This window comes from Candidatus Chazhemtobacterium aquaticus (assembly GCF_009936135.1).
Lineage (GTDB): Bacteria > Patescibacteriota > Microgenomatia > UBA1400 > Chazhemtobacteraceae > Chazhemtobacterium > Chazhemtobacterium aquaticus.
In genome coordinates, this window is record NZ_CP047901.1 from 416,522 (window position 1) to 436,663 (window position 20,142).

At 46.6% G+C, this 20,142-nt stretch carries 13 protein-coding genes and 2 rRNA genes; 12 read left to right on the top strand and 3 right to left on the bottom strand.

The window, feature by feature from the left end; translation table 11 throughout:
• The first annotated feature begins 102 nt into the window (after window positions 1-102).
• The 3 genes from MICH65_RS02255 to rrf all read left to right on the top strand — a co-directional run bounded on the left by MICH65_RS02255 (window position 103) and on the right by rrf (window position 4,005).
• A 23S ribosomal RNA gene (locus tag MICH65_RS02255) occupies window positions 103-2,766 on the top strand.
• A 119-nt stretch (window positions 2,767-2,885) separates the two neighbouring features.
• Window positions 2,886-3,356, top strand: a complete 471-nt coding sequence (locus MICH65_RS04445) for an LAGLIDADG family homing endonuclease (protein WP_425305011.1) — start codon at window positions 2,886-2,888, stop codon at window positions 3,354-3,356.
• Between the two features lie 531 nt (window positions 3,357-3,887).
• A 5S ribosomal RNA gene (gene rrf, locus MICH65_RS02260) occupies window positions 3,888-4,005 on the top strand.
• A 54-nt stretch (window positions 4,006-4,059) separates the two neighbouring features.
• Here rrf and MICH65_RS02265 read toward each other — a convergent pair.
• On the bottom strand, window positions 4,060-6,411 hold the full coding sequence (locus MICH65_RS02265) for a CARDB domain-containing protein (RefSeq protein ID WP_161931803.1): 2,352 nt from the start codon (window positions 6,409-6,411) through the stop codon (window positions 4,060-4,062).
• A gap of 68 nt (window positions 6,412-6,479) precedes the next feature.
• The gene (locus tag MICH65_RS02270; protein WP_161931804.1) at window positions 6,480-7,007 is read right to left on the bottom strand and encodes a hypothetical protein; all 528 of its coding nucleotides are present in this window, start codon (window positions 7,005-7,007) and stop codon (window positions 6,480-6,482) included.
• 289 nt (window positions 7,008-7,296) lie between these two features.
• Here MICH65_RS02270 and MICH65_RS02275 point away from each other — a divergent pair, with 289 nt between their 5' ends.
• Together MICH65_RS02275 and MICH65_RS02280 are read left to right on the top strand one after the other, a co-directional pair.
• On the top strand, window positions 7,297-7,935 hold the full coding sequence (locus tag MICH65_RS02275; protein ID WP_161931805.1) for a sortase: 639 nt from the start codon (window positions 7,297-7,299) through the stop codon (window positions 7,933-7,935).
• 64 nt (window positions 7,936-7,999) lie between these two features.
• On the top strand, window positions 8,000-14,686 hold the full coding sequence (locus MICH65_RS02280) for a DUF11 domain-containing protein (protein WP_161931806.1): 6,687 nt from the start codon (window positions 8,000-8,002) through the stop codon (window positions 14,684-14,686).
• 28 nt (window positions 14,687-14,714) lie between these two features.
• Here MICH65_RS02280 and MICH65_RS02285 read toward each other — a convergent pair whose 3' ends face one another.
• The gene (locus MICH65_RS02285) at window positions 14,715-15,632 is read right to left on the bottom strand and encodes a hypothetical protein (RefSeq protein WP_161931807.1); all 918 of its coding nucleotides are present in this window, start codon (window positions 15,630-15,632) and stop codon (window positions 14,715-14,717) included.
• A 99-nt stretch (window positions 15,633-15,731) separates the two neighbouring features.
• Here MICH65_RS02285 and MICH65_RS02290 point away from each other — a divergent pair, with 99 nt between their 5' ends.
• The 7 genes from MICH65_RS02290 to MICH65_RS02320 all read left to right on the top strand — a co-directional run bounded on the left by MICH65_RS02290 (window position 15,732) and on the right by MICH65_RS02320 (window position 20,078).
• Window positions 15,732-16,667 (top strand): CAP domain-containing protein, encoded by a 936-nt coding sequence (locus MICH65_RS02290; RefSeq protein ID WP_161931808.1) that lies wholly within the window; start codon window positions 15,732-15,734, stop codon window positions 16,665-16,667.
• Window positions 16,667-16,933 (top strand): hypothetical protein, encoded by a 267-nt coding sequence (locus MICH65_RS02295; RefSeq protein WP_161931809.1) that lies wholly within the window; start codon window positions 16,667-16,669, stop codon window positions 16,931-16,933. The genes MICH65_RS02290 and MICH65_RS02295 overlap by 1 nt, the downstream gene beginning before the upstream one ends.
• A complete protein-coding gene (locus tag MICH65_RS02300; RefSeq protein WP_161931810.1) occupies window positions 16,933-17,736 on the top strand; it encodes a hypothetical protein in 804 nt (267 codons plus the stop codon). The genes MICH65_RS02295 and MICH65_RS02300 overlap by 1 nt, the downstream gene beginning before the upstream one ends.
• Window positions 17,723-18,166, top strand: a complete 444-nt coding sequence (locus tag MICH65_RS02305; protein WP_161931811.1) for a hypothetical protein — start codon at window positions 17,723-17,725, stop codon at window positions 18,164-18,166. Before MICH65_RS02300 ends, MICH65_RS02305 begins: the two co-directional genes overlap by 14 nt.
• Before the next feature lie 60 nt (window positions 18,167-18,226).
• On the top strand, window positions 18,227-18,457 hold the full coding sequence (locus MICH65_RS02310) for a hypothetical protein (RefSeq protein WP_161931812.1): 231 nt from the start codon (window positions 18,227-18,229) through the stop codon (window positions 18,455-18,457).
• A gap of 88 nt (window positions 18,458-18,545) precedes the next feature.
• Window positions 18,546-19,283 (top strand): SurA N-terminal domain-containing protein, encoded by a 738-nt coding sequence (locus MICH65_RS02315; RefSeq protein WP_161931813.1) that lies wholly within the window; start codon window positions 18,546-18,548, stop codon window positions 19,281-19,283.
• A gap of 24 nt (window positions 19,284-19,307) precedes the next feature.
• A complete protein-coding gene (locus tag MICH65_RS02320; RefSeq protein WP_161931814.1) occupies window positions 19,308-20,078 on the top strand; it encodes a SagB/ThcOx family dehydrogenase in 771 nt (256 codons plus the stop codon).
• Window positions 20,079-20,142 lie beyond the last annotated feature (64 nt).

Genomic DNA, 20,142 nt, shown 5'->3' on the forward strand with positions numbered 1-20,142 from the left:
TTCTTTGACAAGTGAATAGAACAAACTTGCATCTTAAGTGATGCAATTTGGTCGCATGAATCCGCCTCAAAACGGATTCAAAAATAGCAAAATTTCAAATTTAATTTATTCGCGAAAAGTAGATAGCGGATGCCTAGGCAATAAGAGCCGAAGAAGGACGTTTTAAGCCCGCGAAAGTCGCCGGGGAGCTGGCAAAAAGCTTCGATCCGGCGGTGTCCGAATGGGGTAACCCCCTCTGATTCAAACCAGAGGAGCTTGACGTGTAATGTGTCAAGTTGGTAAGTCGGGGAACTGAAATATCTAAGTACCCGGAAGAAAAGAAATCGCAGAGATTCCCTGAGTAAGCGACGAGCGAAAAGGGAACAGCCCAAACCCAATTTATTGGGGGTTGTAGGGCTCTCATACGCTACAGGTAAGGTTAGAAAAACAATCATGGAATGGAAGGCCATAGAAGGTGAAAGCCCTGTATTCAAAAACCAAGCCTGAGTAGAGAGACTCCTGAGTACTTCTGGAGACGGCAAACTCCAGTAGGAATCTGGGCCGACCACGGTCCAAGGCTAAATACTCTTATTGACCGATAGTGAACTAGTACCGTGAGGGAAAGGTGAAAAGACGGGTGAGACACCCTGTGAAAAGATCCTGAAACTATCTACTAACAAACAGTCAGAGCCGTGCTTGCACGGTGATGGCGTGCCTATTGAAGAATGAGCCGGCGAGTTATTCCATACAGCAAGGTTAAGCATTTTCCGATGCGAAGCCGAAGGGAAACCGAGTCCTAACAGGGCGACTTAGTTGTGTGGGGTAGACCCGAAACCAGGTGAGCTAACCATGAGCAGGGTGAAGCGAGGGTAAAATCTCGTGGAGGCCCGAACCGTTGTATGTCGCAAAATGCTCGGATGACTTGTGGTTAGGGGTAAAATGCCAAACGAACCTGGAGATAGCTGGTTCTCTCCGAAACACGTCTAGGCGTGGTCTCGTGTAAAAGTTTGTCGGGGGTAGAGCACTGAATGGGCCTTGGGACGCAAGTTCTAATGTCCAATCAAACTCCGAATACCGACGTAATGTTTCACGGGAATCAGTGCCCGGGGGCTAAGCTCCGGGGGCGAAAGGGAAACATCCCAGATCTTCGTGTAAGGTCTCTAAATATATGCTAAGTGGGAAAGGAAGTCATTATCCTCAGACACCTAGGAGGTCGGCTTAGAAGCAGCCATCCTTTAAAGAAAGCGTAACAGCTCACTAGCCGAGGGTCGTGGCGCCGAAGATGTAACGAGGCTCAAGCATATTACCGAACACAAGGGTTCCAGTTTACTGGAACGGTAGGAGAGCGTTCTTGTGGCGTTGAAGGCAGACTGTAAGGTCTGTTGGAGCAGCAAGAAGTGAGAATGCTGGCATAAGTAGCGAAATTGGAGTGCGAATCTCCAACACCGAACACCCAAGGTTTCCAACGCCACGTTCGTCGACGTTGGGTTAGGCGGCCCTAAGGCGAGGCCATTTGGCGTAGCCGATGGATTACCGGTTGATATTCCGGTTCTTGTACAGGATCGTTATGAGTTGGGGCGTGACGTAATTGGCTATTCCGAGCGGTGTGATGAAGTTACACACGTTCAAGCAGTAAGTCAGTCTTGATAGGCAAATCCGTCAAGGCGTTTACACGAGCTGTTAATACAAGGCTGCGGGCAACCAAGGCCGAGTCGGATGAAGTCAGTTACCGAGAAAAGCGTCGCAACCAGAGTCTGTGCAATCCGTACCGATAACCGACACTGGTGGGTGGGTCGAGAAGACCAAGGTGAGCGAGAGAACCTCTTTTAAGGAACTCGGCAAATTAGCTGGGCGTAACTTTGGGAGATGCCCTGCCTGTAGCAATACAGGCCGCAGCAAATGATTGGGGAGGGACTGTTTAACAAAAACACAGGTCTATGCAAACTCGAAAGAGTCCGTATATGGGCTGAAACCTGCCCAGTGCCGGAAGGTTAATTGCGGGAGTGATCTGTCTTCGGACAGCTAGCTTCCAATCGAAGCCCCGGTGAACGGCAGCAGTAACTATAACTGTTCTATGGTAGCGTAATTCCTTGTCGGGTAAGTTCCGACGTGCACGAAAGGTTAAACCACTTCCCAACTGTCTTGAAAGAGGACTCGGCGAATTTGAAATGGCTGTGAAGATGCGGCCTACTAACAGAAGGACAAAAAGACCCCGTAGAGCTTTACTACAACTTGACACTGGGTTGTGTTTTCTAATTGTTTAGCATAGGAGGGAGGGCTTCATTTATGTTGCCCGCCAATGAAATACCTCTCTTTAGAGAACGCAATCCTCACCTAAGTTGTCTGCAAACGGCAACAGAGACACTGTCTGGTGGGTAGTTTAACTGGGGAGGTTGCTTGCTAAAGAGTAACGCAAGCGTACAAAGGTATCCTTAGTCTGGATGGAAACCAGACTGTAAGCACATGGGTATAAGGATGCTTAACTGTGAGACATACAAGTCGATCAGAGACGAAAGTCGGTCCAAGTGATCCTCGTGCGCTTTGTGGAAGGCGCCGGGCTTAACGGATAAAAGCTACCTCGGGGATAACAGAGTAGTTGCACCTAAGCGTCCCTAGCGACGGTGCAGTTCGCTACCTCGATGTCGGCTCAGGGTATCCTGGGGGTGAAGAAGCTCCCAAGGGTTGGTCTGTTCGCCCATTAAAACCCTACGCGAGCTGGGTTCAGACCGTTCAGAAGCTAAATAATTGGCTTTTGAACCATCTGAACCCTTAAAAGACATCAATTACGACGGCGCTCAACAGTAATGTTGAGATGAAAAAATCGACTCATATCGATGAACTCCTAACATGAACACTAACCTGTCATGTGTTAGGATAATATCGAGGGAAGTCGCAGTCCTGTATTTATGAAAAAAACGCTTCAAGCATATTTAGCTGGCTTCTTGGACGCAGATGGAAGTATTTATGTCCGTCTCAAACCAAATTCTACCTATAGATACGACTATCAAGTCGCACCGTCAGTCGTCTTTTTTCAAAAAGACACTGAAAAAGAGTTCCTGAACAAGCTCCAAAAACAGGTAAAACTAGGTTATTTACGATATCGTAAAGACGGCATTATTGAATACACAATAGGTGACAGAGAATCTATAAGAAAGATTATAGAAATCACTCTCCCCTATCTTCGTCTAAAAAAGAAACAAGCACAATTAATGCTAAACATTTTAGATTATTCCAAATCAGTTAATTCTGCTCAAGATTTTCTTGAGTTAGCAAAATTGATTGATAAATTTGAGAAACTAAATTTTTCAAAAAAACGCACCATAAATACACAGAGGGTTCGTCACCATCTGCAACAAAAAGGATTGTTGACCCCGTAGAGACTCATTCCAATGACAATGGAATGGAGTAATCACAAATTGATTACTAACACGTCGATCCCCTTATCAGAATTATAAGGGTGATGGTATAGTCCATGCTTCTAGTAATAGGAGAGATTACATGCGTGAGACAGGTCGGTCTCTATCCTCTGTTAGCGTTAGATTCTTGAGGGAATTCGACTCTAGTACGAGAGGACCGAGTTGCGCCAATCCCTAGTGTGCCAGTTGTCACTGTCAAGTGCATCGCTGGGTAGCTACATTGGTTTGGGATAACTGCTGAAAGCATCTAAGCAGGAAGCCCTTCCCAAGATGAGGAATCTGTGGCTCTTTTAGAGCCGGGAGACTCCTGGGAGACTACCAGGTTGATAGGCTGGAGGTGTAAGTGCAGTAATGCATTTAGCCAACCAGTACTAATAGTCAAAGAGTAAATTAAGTTTTTTGCTCTGCGACCATCTAAAACATTCTATTCACTTGCCAAGGGACTAAAAATCACCTAGCTCCAGGCAGCCCAAAACCTTGGACTGCTCACTGCTCGGTGATCAGTGCGAAATGGCCCCACCTCTTCCCATTCCGAACAGAGTCGTGAAACGTTTCAGCGCCGACGATAGTATTGTCCGCAAGGTTTTGCGAAAATAGGTCATCGCCGGGCAACCAAAACACCCACCTTCATCGGTGGGTTTTTTGTATCGACCTTACTTAATCCCTATTTCCTCCTCCTTATACTCTCCCCTCCAACCATAATCACCCCATAAATCACCAAGGCAATCACCAAGAACCACTTGCACCAGAATCCCGATCGGCCAAGTAATAGCAATCCATCTCTGCATCCAGGACTACTCATCCATAGTCCTCCGTAAGCAATCAGTGGAGCCGTCATTCCCAGACCATATCTCCGCTTTCTCACATCCTCTTTCTTACTATTCAACCAGTAATAAGAAAGGCTTAAAACTACCGACAGACCATACCACGGCCACGGGTTACAGTTAGCACATACACTTGCACTATCCTGGTCTCCCAGCACCATATCCTCACTTCCGCCCAAAATTGATCCCTCCTGAGCCGCTGCCTCTGACACTATCAACGAAGCCAACCTGCCTCGTACCGGCAATGGATCATTAATTGTATTTGAAAAGATCTCAGTTCTTCCTCCAGCCATACCCTTAACCACTGTCTCGGTGTAATACTCACCTGCAACGGGCGGTACTGTAAAAACAAAGTTAACATTTCGACACTTACCGCTTTCCAGTTCTCCCAGAGGTAGTTCCATCTCACCCAACCAGACCCCGTCTTGATTAAAGAATCTTTGTATCATCATCAGTTCATTTGTTCCTGACGGTCCTTCATTACAGACCTTAAACTGATATCTCACCCCATCACCGCCATAAACATACTCACCAATATTATTTCCCCCCGTTAAGGCTAAACTAGCCTCCGCCTCGCTCTCCTCATCACTACCTCCTGCCCCATCCACTTGCTCAAGTATTGACACCTCTGCCTCTGCCCAGTTGTTGCTCTCATTCTCATCTGCCTCGCTACCTGTTGCCTCCACTCTCACCATCAGTTTCTGCCAGCCGCTATCAACTTTCAACTCAAACTCTTCTTCTCGCAACTCATTAACATCAAGGTCCCCCACTCCTCTTTCCTGGTCTAACACTATCTTCGTTCCATCACTTACCAATACTCGCAACTTACTGTCCACCATCTTCTTATCCCCCTCATTTACCACCCCCGCCTTAAATCTTAATATCTCTCCTGCCTTCACCTCACCAGGCACTTGGAGTCCGGCTACCAAATCAGGATATGCAAACACCAGGTCTCCTTTCCAAGGCGAAAACAACAGCAACTGCAACAGTCGGTATCGGGAATCAATCAGAGTCGTATTAACGATGTTTGTTGTACTTGCCCCGGCATACGCTGGTCCGGTCACCATAGAAGCATTCCCACTTGTTACTTGTGTGTTTCCACCACTCACTGCCGTTGCCTGAGCTACTGTTGTTACCTTTGCTTCATTCTCTATCTCCACCTCATTAATGCACCCATCAGCTTCACATCCTCCTTTACCTGTTCCAGCCAGCATTGTTAATGGATCAGTCCAACTCCCTGCATGTTCCCAGTTCCTTATACCTCCACTCCACAAGAATAGATTCTCGACTAATAACTCAAACACATCCACCCCAATTAAGGTTGTATCTGCCATCGTCTTGTTTGAAGCCAAAGCCACAGCATCACCCGTTTCCATAGTCGCGCTTCCGCTTGCTTGCTGAACATTCTCTCCAGTTATCGCCTCAGCCGTAGTTTCGCCATAAACTTGCCCGGTATTTGATATATCTATTCCTCCGATTAGTTTAAAGAAACTCCCCTCTTTTCCATTCATCTGCTCCAGGATCAGATCTCCCTCCCATGGTGTTACCACGCTGATTGTTCCCACTTCTAGCTCAGAGTTAATCAAGGTTGTGTTAGCCACCGTTACTCCGTTTGCCAGAGCTACCGCTGTCCCGGTACTCATCTTCGCCTCACCGGTTGCACCCTCTTGAACTTGTAGGTTCTCTCCTGTAATTGCCGAAGCCGATGCGATTGTCACCACCTCGGCCTGGTTGTCAATTTCAATATTCACACCTTCCTCATTCCCTCCCTCATTACTCTCCGGTTCTGCCGAGTTTGTTGCTTCTTTCTCCATCACAAAAGGTACTATGTCCCCCTCTGTTTCTTTGACCACCTCAGTTGCGACCTCTATCTCACTCTCAACCAAGGTTGTATTTACGACTCCCACCGACTCCGCCACCGCCACTGCCGATCCTGTTTCCATCTCTAACTCTGCACTTGGCGTTTCTTCTGGTGTTGCCTGGGCTGCTTCTTCCTTAGGTTCCGTCTTCACCTCCTCTTCAGTTGGTGGTGCTTGGGTCTCGATGTTTACTATTTCCCCTATGGTTTCTCCACCACCATCCTCCGCCATCACCATAGTGGTTGAGATTATCGGGTTAAGCAGTAGTACTACGTTAAGCAGTGCTATAGCTATTTTTTTGGTTTTTCTTCTTAATTTTTTTCTACTTATCATCTCCTCATCTATATATATTGGTCCCCGGCGGTGAGATCACCCACCGCCGGTTATTCACATCACTACAACTAATCTGTAGTAACTGAAGACCAACCAGTAAAGCCGACCATTACCTCAGACATGGCTTGTGAAGCTCCGGCTCCAGTTCCCATTTCTTGGGTTAGATCGCTGCTCCAAGAGTACTTGGCAATACCCCACTGGCTATTCTCACCAGTCACGGTCTTGGCCATTGTCTTGGTGATTACCTTAAGATCATCATTCTCGATCTCAATTTCAGGCATCTCTCCTAGACAATCACATCCTGGAAGCATGGTCATGCCGACGGTTACTCCAGCCTGAGCGGCTGACATGCCTTGACCAGTCCACAGTTTCTGGATTACATCACCAACCTTGGCAATACCCCACTGGCTATTTTCACCAGTCACGGTCTTGGCCATGGTTTTGGTAACCACTAGCATATCCTCGTTCTCGATCTCAACCTCGACAGGCTCTGGCTTTGGTGGCATGGGAGGCATGAGAAACCAAAAGGCCATCGCTGAACCAGATAGAGACAAAGACAACACTACTGCTGCTCCGATTGCGATTATTTTCTTCATTCTTGTATTCACCCCCTTTCCAAAAGAACTAATTGATATATATAAAGAATAGAGTCATTGGTATAGCGAAAACTAGACCCAAAAAGTAAGAGTTTGATTATCACTTCTCCAAACAAAACAGGCTAAGTCAGTGTGGCTAAATCTAGGTAGTATCAACTGATACATCAAGCACAAGATTGGATAATATAAGCCACGCATCTAGCTTGATTCTATGCTTCCTGCACCCCCTGTCAATATCCAGTTATCCGCAAAAAAATTCGAACCTACCCGCTATAATTACCCCATCAAAATGAACAAAAAATTAAGTTTCCTTCTTCTTGGTCTTGGTGTCCTCATCCTCATCGTTGTCTTTCTTCCTCTTCTGACTCAGGAGCTCTGTTTCCACATCACCCCCCCTCCATCTCCAGAGCAGATCATCTTGCCTTCTTCATCACAAGAAGCAGAGGAGTTTAACAAGCAACCAGAGATTCTAGAACAAAAAGTCGTCATTACTCCAGACAACTTTGAGTTTTCTCTAGTCATCCCCAAGATCGGTCTTAATACCAGAGTCTTTCCCAACATCGATAGTGGCAACCCTGACATCTATCTTCCCATTCTTAAAAAAGGAGTTGCCCACGCTCTACATAGTAGTTTGCCTAATCAGTCAGGACCCGTCTTCATCTTCGCCCACTCAACCGATAACTTTTTTAATCTTACTCGCTACAACGCTGTTTTCTTTCTTCTCTCCAAGCTAGACCAGGGTGACTCCATCTACCTCTTCTATAACAACCAGCAATATCACTACCAGGTCACTCATCAGCAAGTCGTCTCGCCCGAAGACATCCCCGATTTAGTTTCCTCAATCAAAGACAACACTCTCATCCTCCAAACCTGCTATCCTCCGGGTACTACCCTCAAACGACTTCTACTTTTTGCTAACCCTAACTAAGCTTGTCATAGTTGACAGCCGGCCCAAAAAAGCTAGAATGAGCTTACTACAGACCCATAACTGCATGAAAAAGATCTGGATAAAACGATTCACTAGCCTTGCCCTCTCTCTTATTCTTCTGACAAACTCCCTTACGCCCTACATTCTCGCTCAAGAAATCACTCCATCACCTGAACCTACTCCAACTACGGAAACTACTCCCACTCCAGAGCCAACCCTAACTGCAACTCCTACTCCAGAAACCACCCCAACACCAACGTTAGAAGTTACCCCAGAAGTTACCCCAGAAGTTATCCCCACACCATTACCAGATACCAATCCTGTTGATCCTGACTTAGCTACCACCCCTAGTGACCCAGTTCCTTCTCCCACACCATCTGTGGATCTAGACTCTCCTGATGCCCAAGGCAGTGCTCAGCTTACTCCCTCACTTTCCACTGATAAAGATGACTATGCACCAACAGAAACAGTCATCATCTCCGGTTCCGACTATCAACCCAATACCACCTATACTCTAGTTATTTCATCGCAGGATGAGCCTACTGTCCGGTACGAGACTTCCATTACCAGCACTGAAAATGGTTCTATCTACTACGCCTATCAGCTAGATGGTATCTATCGCCCCAACTATTTAATAGAGGTCTTTTTAGGTTCAAGTCTAGTTAAGTCGACTACTTTTACTGACTCTGTAAGTGAATATCCCAAAACCATCTGTCACCACAACCCTGGCAACGAGGTTACCCTGACTTTTCATAACGCACAGTCATATAGCGGACATCTTGGCACCCCACACAATGATAAGGTCTATGACACTGATGGTCCTTGTGACGACTCCCAACCTACTGAAGAAATAATCGTTGTCTATCACTCAGATTTAGCTACAGACCTTAGTGATGTTATGGCCAAGCCGAAATCATGGTTCTTCTATAACGACGAATCCAATACTATCGACAACTCACTCGGGTCATTTGTCATCGGACCAGGCACACCGCCTAGAGGAGATGGTAGCGTCGAGATTAGTGTTTCCGGAACCCAAAGAAGGAACCTGGCTACGTATCAGTTTAGCGGCATACCTTTGGCAAGTATCACAACCCTCGCGTACAGCACCTACAATCCCTCTGCTGGTAACGGCGGATCAGCCAACCGAGTCGGTTATCTTGGCTTTAACGTTGACTTTGATGGCTCAGATACATGGCAGAAACGACTCCTGTTCCACCCCACCGCCAACGGAACAGTCCAACAAGACACATGGCAAAAATGGGATGCCATTAACAATGGTAACGCCCTTTGGAGTTGGTCTGGCTTAAGTGGTCATGGTGGCAGTGCCACTAAGTGGCCAGACGGCAGCACCTCAGAATATCGCTCAATTAATGAGCTAGTAGCCGCCTTCCCCAATATTCGTATTCGCGTTTCAGATCCTTGGATGGGAATTCGGGTTGGCGAACCATATTCAGATGGATATACAGAGAACATAGATCTCTTTAAATTCGGAACTGCCAATCACACTACCATCTGGGACTTTGAACCTGGACAAAGCCAACCCGAACCAGTTTGTGGCAATGGGTTAGTAGAGGACGGTGAGCAGTGCGACTATAGCTCTCTTAATGGATCATCCCCTTGTTCTTCTTCCTGTCAGTGGATTGCAGAGTGTCGACCGGAGAACCTCGCCAATGGCGGATTTGATATCCCGACAGTTGCTCACTCCAAAAAATGGGACATCTTTGAAAATGAAGAAGTACCTGGCTGGACAGCCGAGTGGTACGGCGGATCATCTTCATATTCCGGCCAAGATCGTCCATCACCCAAAATTGAGATTCATGCCGGAGTCAACAACTGGGCACCGGTCGATAACCCGTATGTCGAGCTAGATAGCGACTGGGTCGGACCAGACGGAAATCTCAACAATGAACCAGCCTCAACTACTCTTTCTCAACAAGTTCCCACCATTCCGGGCTATCAGTACACCCTATCCTGGAAACATTCACCTCGCCCCAAACACAACAATAACCATCTCCAGGTCAAAGTTAATGGAGGAGAAGTATTTAATAGTGGCATCCTTTCAGGTTCAAGCGGTATCAATTGGGTCACAGAAACTCACACCTTTACTGCCAACAGTGATCTAACCACCATCTCTTTCACAGAACTTGGGAAGGCTGACTCATTTGGCATGTTCCTAGATGATGTCAGTCTGGAGTGTATAGGGTCATGTCAGGAAATTTCCGGACAAAAGATAGACGGTCGTTCAGAACAAGGTATTGATGGATGGAACATCTATCTCACTAAAGCTATCTCTGAAGAAATCGCAGTTCCAGCTTTAAATGCCCCCACTATTTCAGGACCAGTTCTTGATAGTGGAAAACAGTACATTATTCTCGCTTCGGGTACATATTCAGCCGGTGACACGATTACTGCTGATGCAGAGTACTCAGTCACCAGTAAGTTCTCGGGTGATACCTGGACCGACTTAGTCACTGGTTACGAATCACATGGAGATCACCTCCTAGATCTCGAGCTTGGTGGCGTTGCCGACCCACCATTCTGGGGCGAGTATCACAACTCCCACACATACACAGCACTTGTAGCAGGTAACAACACCGCCATTACCTTCAAACTCAATGACTTCTATCCTTACAATAACTCAGGCTCACTTACAGTTCAGGTATTCGAAGTTATAGACACCCGTGTTACCAGAGACGGTGGTTTGTATACATTTGGCGAGATGTGTTCCGCAGAAACACTGTATATTTTCGAAGAAAATCGTCCTCTTTGGACCAGAAACTCTCCTTCATCAGGTTTCTATCCAGTCGGCCAACTTGAAACATATGACTTTGCCAATAGCATGGTTGCTGGTACCATTTCTGGTCATAAATGGAATGATATTAACGGAGACGGACAGCGTGGCGATGAGCCAGGTCTAGAGGGCTGGCAGATTATTGTCCATCCAACCAATCAAGATCCGTATCAAATCATTACGCTTAATACCAATGACTCCAACGGGGAAGACAGTCTGCCTCTGACTGCTGGCCGTACCTATCTTATCGAAGCTGAGGGCACCTGGAATAACAAGAATGGTGCTGAATACAATGACGCCGATTATGCCAGTACCGATGACTGGTCTACCTATTTCAACTACGATGATGATTCCAGTCGCGACCCCAGGATTGTTGATCTCGTTATAGACGATCAAGACGTTGATTGGGGTAGCTACAACCAAAACCATCTCTACAAAACAGTTTTAAAAGGATCAGGGGTAAGTAAGAACTTTAAGATCTCGGAAGCTGGTGGTCCTATTTCTTGGTACAACGATAACTTAGGGACGCTAACAATCCGCATCTACGACGTCACCGATCAAATCTATACCACTGATCAAGATGGTTACTACACTGCCACCAACCTTGAACCGGGAGAATATCAGGTTATCGAGTTAAACCAAGAAGGATGGATTCAAACTTACCCAACCAATCCAAAATATCACCACCTCACCCTCAATTCTCATGATGAACTCACGGCAGATTTTGGTAATCAGCAAGATTTACCCAAAATCTCAGATGTAACCGTTTGTAAGGTGAATGACAACCAGACACCTCTCTCTGGCTGGAACGTAGGGCTTTTAGGTAAAAAAATCGGTACCTACACCGTTCCCGTCAACAATACCTCTGTCTCTACAGCTGATTTACCCGCAGGTGACTATGCTTTACTTGCTCATGGTACCTATCGCTTTGCCAACTGGGGTGATGCTGGTATTGCCGACGCTGGCTACTCTCTTCGTATTCCTGGACAATCCTACAGTGCTCACACCAATCCCTATGATACCTGGGTTAGTGGCGACGAGCTTAACACTCCAGGAGCTTTAGAGATCCAGGTTAATGGCAACAATGTTGACTGGGGTCTTTTCAGCGATGTTCACGAATACCTATACAGCCTCAGCTCACACCCCGGCGGATCTCTCAGTTTTAAAATCTATGACAATGTCATCTCAGACAATATTAACTCTATTACCAATCCTCTCTCCGTTTCGGTCTATCAAGGTTTTACTGGCACCACTTCCGAGAACGGTTGTGTTACCTTCGAAGATGTCCCCTATGGTGACTACACTCTTTACGAATCACTTCAAGCTGGTTGGGAGAACATAGAGGGACACGACACTCAAGTTACAGTTGACTCATCCACGGAGGAATTCACTCTCATTAATCTCGCCAACAAAAGTATCTCTGGTTTCAAATATGAGGATACGGGTACGGGTACCAAAATTCTAAGTGATTGGGCCATTCAGCTCTTTTCCTGTGCTGCACATGGAGACTGTAGCTCTGAGCCAATAATAACTACCACCACTACTGTCAATGGCTATGACTTCCAAAACCTCACCTCAGGCTATTACCTCGTTAAAGAAGAAGCAAGAGAAGGCTGGAGTCCTAAACAATCATTAAGTTGGTTTGTCGATCTAGTTAATCAGCAATCAGTTCAAGTTGACTTTACTAATGCTCGCAACAGCTCCATTACTGCCTGCAAAGTAGAAGACTCTGATGGAAACACTACTACTACCGATGATCAAAATATTGTTGCTGGTTGGCCAATTAGCTTGTATCAAAATGGCCAGCCTGTAGACACTCAAGAGACAGAAAATGACGGCTGCTATACCTGGACAGATCTTGATCCATATCAGTCATACAAAATATCTGAAAACGTAGAAAACTCAGGATACATCGCCTTAAGTGACACTGAGCACACTTTTGAATCTCTTACACCTGGCCAAGATAATCAATACACTTTTGTTAACTTCCGCATGGGCATGGTTAAAGGGTATAAATATCACGACATCAATGCCAATGGATCCCAGCAGCTTTACGACGAATTAAGCAATCCCTACGAAGGCTATCTTAACGACTGGGAGATCTGTCTTGTCCCTCATCAGCAAGGCGAGGAACACGAAATAAGTCTACTTTCAGCTAATGAATCCATACCCGAAGGGTCCAACTGTGTTCTCACAGGAGCAGGGGAATGGCCTGATGGTTACTATGAATTTATTAATCTAGGCCCAGGCACCTACCGGCTTTACGAGACTCCCCAACCCGATTGGATCCAAACAGAACCGTCTGATCCTAATGGATACATATTTACCATTACTTCAGGTTTTGGTATGGGTGAGGGTGGTTGGTACAACTTCGGCAACTACTCTCCTTCAGATTTAGTTCTAACCAAGTCGGTCACCAGATCAGGTGATACGGCTACATATACACTTACTGTTCGAAACGAGGGTATTGGTCAGGTCGATGATGTCAGCATTACCGACACTCTTCCCGAGGGCTTCGTTCTCGATACAGGTTCCGTTACTCTTACCCGCCCAGATAGTACTACCATAAATCCGCCAACATCAGGTACCAACCCCTATACTTGGGACATCGCCCCAGTCATCTATCAATACAATTCTGAGGACGAATATCCAGAAATCTACACCTTAACCTATGATGTAGATGTCAGTGCTGTTGATATTAGCGGAGATCACACTAATGTAGCAGTCGCCAATGGTGACGATCCTGGCCAGAGTCCGGTTTTCTCCAACTATGCCACGGCCCTGCTCGCCATTGCCTCAGACCTTGACTACAGTGCTGGTGTCAGTGGCGATCAGCAAGGCGATGTTCTAGGTGCTTCAACCTCAACCGGACAGGTGCTAGGAGCAGCTACCGGTACTCCCAGTCTCTGGGCTCTTCTTGGTTTACTCTTCATTGCCTTAGGTTTGGTCTTAAGACTGCCCAAAGACAAAATTAAAAAACTCATTGCTACCCTCGCCTTAACCCTCATCCCCCTGGTTGTATCCTCTCCAGTTTTAGCTGAAGAACCCAAGCCTGATACCACTGCTCCCTCAGTGCATATTGTTAATCTGCCTACATACAAAAACACCAACAGCTTTGAAATCTCCTACACCGCCCTTGATGCAGGTACATCTGGCCTTAGGGAAGTCACTTTAGAATTCCGCCGCGAAGGCCAGTCCTGGCAAAACCTAACCACCCTTACCTCCTCCTCTGGTAAATTTATGGTTAATAGCTCCCACATCACTCAAGACGACAAATACTATTTCCGATCCACTGCTTGTGACCACGCCGGTAACTGTGCTTCTGATGAAACCAGCACCATTGTCGATCGGGAATTACCCCCTGCTCCAGAATCTTTCCAGAAATCCTGGAAAGACGAATATGCATATATTCTCAAGTGGCATAACCCCAGCTCCACCCAAAGTTACAAGGTCTACATCTACCGCTATCACGAACCAGTTTTCATAGCCCAGGATGCGAGCTTAATCGCTGTTCTTGATGTCACCCCCAATACTGATATTGAGTGGCAAAACAGCCATCCAGAGCCCAAGCCTTACTACTACGCCATCAGAAACGTTGATCCAGCCGGCAATACCTCAGGTCTAGTTTCTGACCCGGAAACCACCGCCACAACCACTTCCTCATCTCAATCTGCGCCTGAAGGTACTCCAGTCACTGGTTCAGAAAGTTTTTCAGGTACCAAATTAGTTGCCGCTCAATCCGGCTCCGGTCAGATTCTTGGTGAGCAGGACTCTCAAGATGAAGATCAGGATGAAGAGGGGTCAGAAGTTTCACCAGACTCCGATGCTATTGATCAAGCTCTTGACCAAGCCACTCCAGAAGGTGGCCCAGACTCATCCCCTTCCATTCTCTGGCGCATCTTAATCATCATTGCCGTTGGCATAATCCTCATCTACATCTTCTACATCAGGAAAAAATAACCTCTACGCTCCCAGCTGATTACATTATTTAACCAGACTCCTGGCTTGATTCCTCACCTCTATCCCCCAACCTAATCTTTTTAAAATTCCTCCACCACCAGTAAAAAAATAACATTGCCAACCCAAGTATCTCCAGAGTCGATATCACCAAGCCACCTGATAACTTACTATTCATAAACATCAAAACTCCCCCAATCCACATCAATAGCATCGGTAACATTCCCGGCAGAAGCGCCCTCCAAAACCAACCCCTCATTATCCCAATAATCGCCGATAAGCCATATACAATAAACATTCCTCCCGACAATGTCGTCAAGACCAACAGTAGACCATAACTAATACCCGGTCTATATACGGGGCTACTATCAGCCACCACTAACAGCAACATAAACCAAGTAAAAGACATTGAAGTGAACACCACCACCGACCAAACAATTGCAGCGAAAAACGCAATTATCTTTTTAGACAAGAACCTCAGTACCAACACGATGGTTAATATCGACACTATAAGCGCCCAACCGTACAATGGCGATCTCTCATATAATAAACCAAAAAAATCATCAAACAATGCAACTCCTGCCAAAGAATTGAGGATAACGAATGTCGGCGTCCTATCATTATAAATCTCTGGAAACCCCGAATAATTAGCATAAGACATAAGACGAAACCAAAACCTAGCCATTGTTGTGGAGGTTAAAGGTGCCATTGCATACACATAACTCAACCACCTCTTACCAGAAACATAATAGTTTCGGTATACCTGATACGTACAATAAATCACGAAGACTACCAACAGAATCAAGCTAATGTAGGCAAGGGCCGGATTAATATCCACATATCCTGAACCATGTTTCACAAACCGCCCCGACCATATCGAGAAGGTTCTGCCCCAGAAAATCTTCATCATCCGGAAAAACAACACCACCAACTGAAACGCGAATAACATAAACGCCAACATCAACTTCACTATATCACTTACAACACCTCAAAGATTTACAGCTTACTTGCCAAACTCTTACCGAATACATAAGCTAGAATAGAATCAATGTTTGACCGACTTGCCCAACTCTTCATCCCCCAAAAAAGTAACAACTACCGTCCTAGGCTAGTTCAGCCCGCTACCCTCGCTATCATTGTCTCCTTTGTTCTCACCTCTCAGGCCTTACTTTCCTACATCACCGTTCTGTATCCCACCATCTTAGGTTACGCCTCCCAGATTCCCCCGGCTCAGATCATTGAGCTCACCAACCAGAAACGGGCTGAGGCTGGTCTACCCCCCGTCGTTTACAACGATCAACTAAGTGACGCCGCCAGGCGCAAAGCTGCCGACATGTTTGCCAAAGACTACTGGGCTCACAACGCTCCTGACGGCACCAAGCCCTGGTCCTTCATCTTAGCCGCTGGTTACAACTACCTTCACGCCGGTGAGAATCTCGCTCGTGACTTTACCAATCCGCAAGCCGTTGTTGATGCCTGGATGGCCTCACCCACTCATCGTGACAATATCATGAACGCTCGCTATCAAGACATCGGCATTGCTGTGGTCGATGGTCAATTAGGTGGTGTAGAGACAACCCTGGTTGTCCAGATGTTTGGCACTCCTCAATCAACCGCCCCTGCCCTCACCCAAGGATCGCAAACCACTCTTGTCCGTGAGGCCATAGCTCAAGAACCAACTGCCCCCACTCTTACCCCGACACAAAAGCCACAATTGCCTGATGCCACTCCCACTCCCACTCCAGAGCAATTTGTTCCTACTCAAATCAGCGATCTAAATTATCCCTTAATCAACACCTTTACTCTTTCCAAGGTCATCTCCCTCTCCTTCGTTATCCTCATCTTTGTTGTTCTCCTCATCGACTGGTATGTTGCCTGGGACAAGAACTTAATCCGCATCTCTGGTCGCAACTGGGCTCACCTGGCTTACTTAGGTCTAGTCATTGCCTTAAGCTTGATTATTAAACAAGGTCTCATTCTCTAATGTCACGAAAACGCCATTCCATCCACCATCTCCACTTTTTCATCCTTTTGATCCTGTTAACTCTAGGAGCGACTGCTACCCTTGTTTTCAGCTACCAGCCTCAGCTTCAGGCCGCTGCCGTTGCCATTACTTCCCTTTCCTATTTCCTCTGGGGTATCATCCATCACTACAAGCAGGATGAGCTTCACCGCGAGATCATCCTCGAGTACTTCTTCATCTCCCTATTTGGTGCTATTCTGCTCATCTCACTCATATTAAAAAACTAATGAAACTAACTACTCTTTTTCTCGCCAGCTTCCTCTTTCTCCTCTCTTTTTCTCTCCCTCTGCTGGCTCAGGAAACCGACCCCACCAATGCTATTGCCATAGCCGAGTCCGACTATCGCCACCAATTCGATCAATATCGTGATGCCTACAACAGCTTCACTCTAGCCAAGTCGCAGTGGTTATCCTCTCTTAACCTAAAAACCGAACAAGAGGCCTTACAAGCTGCCAAACTAGCAGCTTCAGCCCGTGTCGATGTTATGACCTCTTACACTCGTTGGCTACGTCTCCAGTTACTTCAGTTCACCTCTACTTACGAAAAAGCTGCCAATCTAGCTGCCCGCTTAGAGGAGCTAAACAGTTGGTATCTTACCCACAAAACCAATATCCAGGCTGCCGGATCTACACCGGCTTTTGACCAGGTCATGGTTGAGTACTCAGATCCCCAAGCCAAGATCAACCGAGACGCTCTTTACAGTACCGCTCAGACCGAGTTAAAAGTCGCCCAACTTGCCTATTACCAACACTACTCCCGGGCTATCTACGACCCCGTCCTAAAAGCCCTTCAGGACAAAACCGATATTCCTGAAGTAGAGCAGGGCCTTTCACGTATTGACCAGTTAGGTAAAGAGATCAATGATGAGCTGGATTCCATTAGCACCTTTGGTGGTACGCTCGAGGCCGAGAGTTTCAACCCAGTTCAGTACTTCCGCAAGGTCAATGAGCGCCTAAGCGAAGTCCACAGCAAGCAGATTACCTTACTTAACCTTATGATTGAATTAGAGTCACGCTATGTCAGAAACTAATCAAGACCTTCCACCCCAAGTCCAGTCTAGGATCCCGCCTCCTACCATCCTTGATCAAATCAAGAAGCAGTATCAGGATTTTATATCCCAAGCCAAAAAGAATCCTCAACTCATGGACTGGATTGCTCAGCTCAAAAACTTCTGGGTAAAATTTGGCTTTCGTATCAAACTAATCTTCACCGGTTTTATAGTCCTTGTCATTGTTCTTTTAGGTATCCGTTTTGGTTCAACTTTAGCCTCCATCTTTCGTCCTCCTCCCGCCTCGCCTCCACCCTTGCCCAACGTTACTCCTACTCCAACCATCAAAACTAACTCAGAGTTAGAAAATATCAGGGATCAGCTCCAAAACTTCCCCATCCTTCTCCCCGATCCGGCTGTTCCTCCTGTTGATCCTGACATCCACCTTCAGTCTCTTCCCATAGAAGATTAATGCGCCAAACCCATAATGTTATATAATCCTGGTATCGTTCCCTAACCAGGAGAGAGGCAGATGCTGCTTCGACTTAAGGTAGCCTGGAGAGAGTTTGTCCATGAGGTAAAAAACCCGACACAGAGACTGGTCTTTGCCGGATTTACCTTCGGCTTTGGTCTGATTGGCGGTGCTATCATCCTGATCGCCGTTCTTATTGGCGGTCTCTGGAGCATCTTTCTTTCAGCCCTCGCCGTCTCTCTGTTCGTGGTTGGCTATCTCGTAGCCATTCTCTGTAGTTACGTCCTCTAATCCTCTTCGCCCTTGGTCCGACCCACACACACCGTGAGTCGGGCTTTTTCTTGTTTACCTTCCAAAAAATATCCGCTACAATACCCGCATGGCTACTAAAAAAACTAACACCCGGACTGCATCATCAAAAAAGACTACCTCTACCCGCTCTCGTTCTCGCTCTCAAGCCAAAACAACCTCAGTAGCTCCCCAGACTGCCGCTACTCCTACGACTACTCCAGTATTTTCCGTTCCTAAACTTTCTACCAATTTTCTTCTAGGTTTCGCCATTATTGTTCTCTCAGGTATCGCCCTTTTCTTAGTTGCTCAGCGCTATCGTGGTCTTCTCATCGCCGGAACTGTCAACAAGACCCCCATTACTCGTTGGGAGCTAAACAAGGTTCTTACCAATCGCTACGGTGACGCCGTTTTAGAAGAGTTGGTTAACAATGAACTCCTCACACAAGAAGCCGCCAAACAGGGTATTACCATCACCGATGAGGACTTAGCCAACGAGCGCCAATCCCTGGTTGACAGTCTAGGTGGTGAAGAGAATCTGGCCTCTGCCTTGACTCAGTACGGCCTATCTGAAGCCGACTTATCTGATCAACTCCGTCTTAAACTAACTCAAGATCGTCTCTCCGACAAACTTTTCGACGTTAACATCACCGATGAGCAAATCGCCGAGTACTTCGAAGCCAACCAAGCCATGTACGAAGGAGTCGAGCTTGATCAGGTTCGTGAAGAGATCAAGCAAGGTCTGACTCAACAACAGCTACAACAAGAGTTCTACGCTTGGTTTGACCAGCTCAAATCAGAGTCTCAGATTGAAACCTACATTAACTAGATAGCATTTGCTACTATTTAATCAATGCCCGCCCGCAAATCAAACAAACCCGCCCTTCCTCCTTTAACCCTCCTCGGTTTAGTTGTCTTTTCAATTGTTGTCATCTGGCTATTTTCCCCCTCTAAATCATCTACACAGCAGCCAGTTACTTCCGACACCTCAGCAACCAAGGAGTATATCGATGAGCCAGTTGCCCTTCCCAGTCCCGTCAAGACAAGCCGTGTTAGCTTAGAGCAAACCCTCAACACTCGCCGTTCTCGTCGATCCTTCCAAGACAAACCCCTTACCCTAAATCAAGTCTCCCAGCTACTTTGGTCTGCCCAGGGGGTCACCACCGACTGGGGTGGTCGCACCGCTCCTTCTGCCAAGTCAGCCTATCCTCTCACTCTTTATCTAGTTGCTCTTGATGTTACCGGTCTTGAATCTGGTATCTATGAATATATTCCAGGTGACCTAGACCCAGTTCATCAGCTTCGGCTGCTTCAGTCAGGCGATTTCAGTGAGCAAATGGCTCTAGCTGGTGTCCAATCACAATTCAAATCAGCCCCTGCAGTTATCGCCATCACCGGCAACTTCCAAAAAATGAAGGATGCTTTTGACGGTAACGACGTCTCCCACAATGTCTATCTCGAAGTCGGCCACGTTAGTCAGAACCTATACCTCCAGGCAGAAAGTCTAGGCTTAGGTACAGTTGCTACCGGTGGCTTTGATCTGGCCAAATCTACTTCTCTTCTAAAACTTCCGGCCAGCGAGACCTTAATCTATCTCATGCCTTTCGGCTTTTCCGCAGAGTAAGAATTTGATATAATATATCCTATAGCCCATTGATTGGAGGTGTAATATGCGTCGGGTCCTTCAT

What these genes read in the sequence shown, in the direction of transcription:
- MICH65_RS02280 (WP_161931806.1), top strand. Translation starts at nt 8,000, where the DNA reads ATGAAAAAGATCTGGATAAAACGATTCACTAGCCTTGCCCTCTCTCTT.
- MICH65_RS02275 (WP_161931805.1), top strand. Translation starts at nt 7,297, where the DNA reads ATGAACAAAAAATTAAGTTTCCTTCTTCTTGGTCTTGGTGTCCTCATC.
- MICH65_RS02285 (WP_161931807.1), bottom strand. Translation starts at nt 15,632, where the DNA reads ATGTTATTCGCGTTTCAGTTGGTGGTGTTGTTTTTCCGGATGATGAAG.
- MICH65_RS02300 (WP_161931810.1), top strand. Translation starts at nt 16,933, where the DNA reads ATGAAACTAACTACTCTTTTTCTCGCCAGCTTCCTCTTTCTCCTCTCT.
- MICH65_RS02270 (WP_161931804.1), bottom strand. Translation starts at nt 7,007, where the DNA reads ATGAAGAAAATAATCGCAATCGGAGCAGCAGTAGTGTTGTCTTTGTCT.
- MICH65_RS02310 (WP_161931812.1), top strand. Translation starts at nt 18,227, where the DNA reads ATGCTGCTTCGACTTAAGGTAGCCTGGAGAGAGTTTGTCCATGAGGTA.
- MICH65_RS04445 (WP_425305011.1), top strand. Translation starts at nt 2,886, where the DNA reads ATGAAAAAAACGCTTCAAGCATATTTAGCTGGCTTCTTGGACGCAGAT.
- MICH65_RS02320 (WP_161931814.1), top strand. Translation starts at nt 19,308, where the DNA reads ATGCCCGCCCGCAAATCAAACAAACCCGCCCTTCCTCCTTTAACCCTC.
- MICH65_RS02265 (WP_161931803.1), bottom strand. Translation starts at nt 6,411, where the DNA reads ATGATAAGTAGAAAAAAATTAAGAAGAAAAACCAAAAAAATAGCTATA.
- MICH65_RS02290 (WP_161931808.1), top strand. Translation starts at nt 15,732, where the DNA reads ATGTTTGACCGACTTGCCCAACTCTTCATCCCCCAAAAAAGTAACAAC.
- MICH65_RS02315 (WP_161931813.1), top strand. Translation starts at nt 18,546, where the DNA reads ATGGCTACTAAAAAAACTAACACCCGGACTGCATCATCAAAAAAGACT.
- MICH65_RS02305 (WP_161931811.1), top strand. Translation starts at nt 17,723, where the DNA reads ATGTCAGAAACTAATCAAGACCTTCCACCCCAAGTCCAGTCTAGGATC.
- MICH65_RS02295 (WP_161931809.1), top strand. Translation starts at nt 16,667, where the DNA reads ATGTCACGAAAACGCCATTCCATCCACCATCTCCACTTTTTCATCCTT.